This window comes from Endozoicomonas sp. ONNA2 (assembly GCF_024606365.1).
Taxonomy (GTDB): Bacteria; Pseudomonadota; Gammaproteobacteria; order Pseudomonadales; family Endozoicomonadaceae; genus Endozoicomonas.
Genome location: NZ_JAHHPO010000919.1, coordinates 1 through 2139, shown reverse-complemented (window position 1 = coordinate 2139; position 2139 = coordinate 1). Strand labels below are relative to the sequence as shown.

General features: G+C 48.9%; 2 protein-coding genes. Both read right to left on the bottom strand.

Translation table 11 applies throughout. The annotated features are described in order from the left end of the window. Positions 1 to 119: 119 nt before the first annotated feature. Positions 120 to 932 (bottom strand): ankyrin repeat domain-containing protein, encoded by an 813-nt coding sequence (locus KDK14_RS16345; protein ID WP_257266242.1) that lies wholly within the window; start codon positions 930 to 932, stop codon positions 120 to 122. A 205-nt stretch (positions 933 to 1137) separates the two neighbouring features. Next, positions 1138 to 2103, bottom strand: coding sequence for an ankyrin repeat domain-containing protein (locus tag KDK14_RS16340; RefSeq protein WP_257266241.1), 966 nt, complete (start codon positions 2101 to 2103; stop codon positions 1138 to 1140). Positions 2104 to 2139 lie beyond the last annotated feature (36 nt).

The following is a 2139-nucleotide window of genomic DNA, read 5'->3' as shown; positions in this document are numbered from 1 at the left end:
CATAGCCAAAGCTATGTGACCGGAGTTGTAACGCCGCACGACTGTCTGGATGCAGGTGCCAGGCAGGAGTAGTTGCCGAGAGTGTCGGCACAAGGAGCCAGAAATATGATTTCATAGGGTTAGCTACTTGACACATCAGAAGTTAATTGAGTTCGCAAGTTTTGTTTTAAACTGCTCCAGTTACGCCAGAACATATCAAGCAGCACGGATTCATTATCAATATTCAGATCACTGTCATCGGCACCAAGCTCCAGCAGTCTTTGGGTGATTTCCCAGTTACCAAGGATCGCAGACTGGATTAAAGGTGATGCGCCCCGGGAGTTCGTGGCATTCAGGATCAGCCTGAAATCGGGGTGTTGCGCCAATTCATTGAGTACAGCCATGTCGCAATTGCTGACGGCTTGATGCAGGGCATTCATGCCGTTGAAAGTTTCAGAAATTCCTGCACCATTGAGCAATGCCAGGCGAACCTGCGAAGCATCTTTCTGTTTCGCTGCCAGTAACAGCGGGGAACATTGATGGGACCGGGAACAGCCCGCATTGACCTGGTTATGACCCATGGCTTGCAGTCTGACATCCATAACGGCACTGTCAGATCCGGAACTGGTACCAGGCGGAAGATGACGGCCGGGATGACTCACAGCGCGTACGGACCCTTCCTCAAGTCGTTCAAGGGTAAGACCGGAAGGGCAATCTATTTTCGGGTAAACTTTGCCGCTTCTGGTACACAAACCGTAAAATTCAGCAGGACGCCCATAAACACTAAAGCCACAAAAAACCACTGGCTTGCCAGAACCCGGTTCATTGTGATTGGTGATGCTACTGTTACTGACGTTATCCGGACAGCCTGTGTGCCCTTGCCTGCTGTTGGCTTGTTCAGGGGTGCGGTAGAAGTTGTCAGAACCATTTCTGGCAGATCCAATGGTTTGCATATTAATCTTCCTCTATTTAAAGAAGGTAAAAATCTATAAATAAACTGCATTCCCCAATGGAAAAAAGGGCATGCAACTGCGTCAACGGGTCAGCAGTTTTTGTCAATCAGGTGAAAGGTAACTTCTCAAACATTACTGGCAAAACATAGCTCCATATTTCTACAGGCCTTAAAGGTGAATGGTAATGTACGGTAGTACTTTATATTTACCAGTACTTTTTGTTGAGCCAATACGGTAAACGGATATTGAGTGAATTGTCGTTGCTCCCTCGACTCAGCAGGAGTTGAGCAACCTCGTTGTGTTCTCTGAGAGATGCAACCATGTAGGGTGTCAGACCCTTACCTGAAGCCTTGTGGTACCCGGTGGCATTGACGTTTGCGTTGGCGTCCAGGAGCAGTTGAACTGTCGGCTTGTGACCCCTCGCGCTGGCAAGGAACAGTGCGGTCCAGCCTTTTTTTGCTCCGCAAGACATAGCGGCATTGACGTCGGCATTGTTATCCAGGAGAAATTTAACGAATTCCTGATGTCCTTCGCTGGCAGCACTAATCAGGGGAGTGCATCCCTCTTCAACACCGGCATTGTGCATAACAGCATTGACATTAGCACCATGCTCTACCAAAAGTTTTCCAACTCTGGTATCACCTCCCAAGGCGGCCAAGTGCAGGGCCGTACGGCCGCTATAATTGCCCGCATCGTATTGAGCGGCATCAACCTTTGCTCCCTTGTTCAATAGATATTCAACCATGCTGCTGTGGCCATTGCCGGCAGCAAACATTAGGGGTGTGTAGCCGTTACCCAAATCACATCCACTCTGGCATTCATTAACATTAGCCCCATTCTCCAACAGAAGTCTTGCGCTTTCGATGTCTCCTCTTGCAGCGGCATACCCCAAGGGTGGAACGGCCAGCATCTCACCGGAATTGCTTATGATTGCATTAGTACTTGCACCGTTTTTTATCAGTATTTCAATAATTTCAACGTGTTTATTACTGTTTGATTTACCAATAGCAATCATCAGGGGGGTAGTAGTTCCCTTCGGCACTTGCGAGTCCTTGATTAAAGCATTGACATCTGCCCCAAACTCCAACAGGAGTTTGACTACGAAAGGCTGCAAGCGATCGGCGGCGGCGTGCGGCAAGGTAACCTTCCGGTTCCGGGGTATAGGTGGCATGAACTGATTTCAGGCTCTTTTGTGGAACGTGGGAGT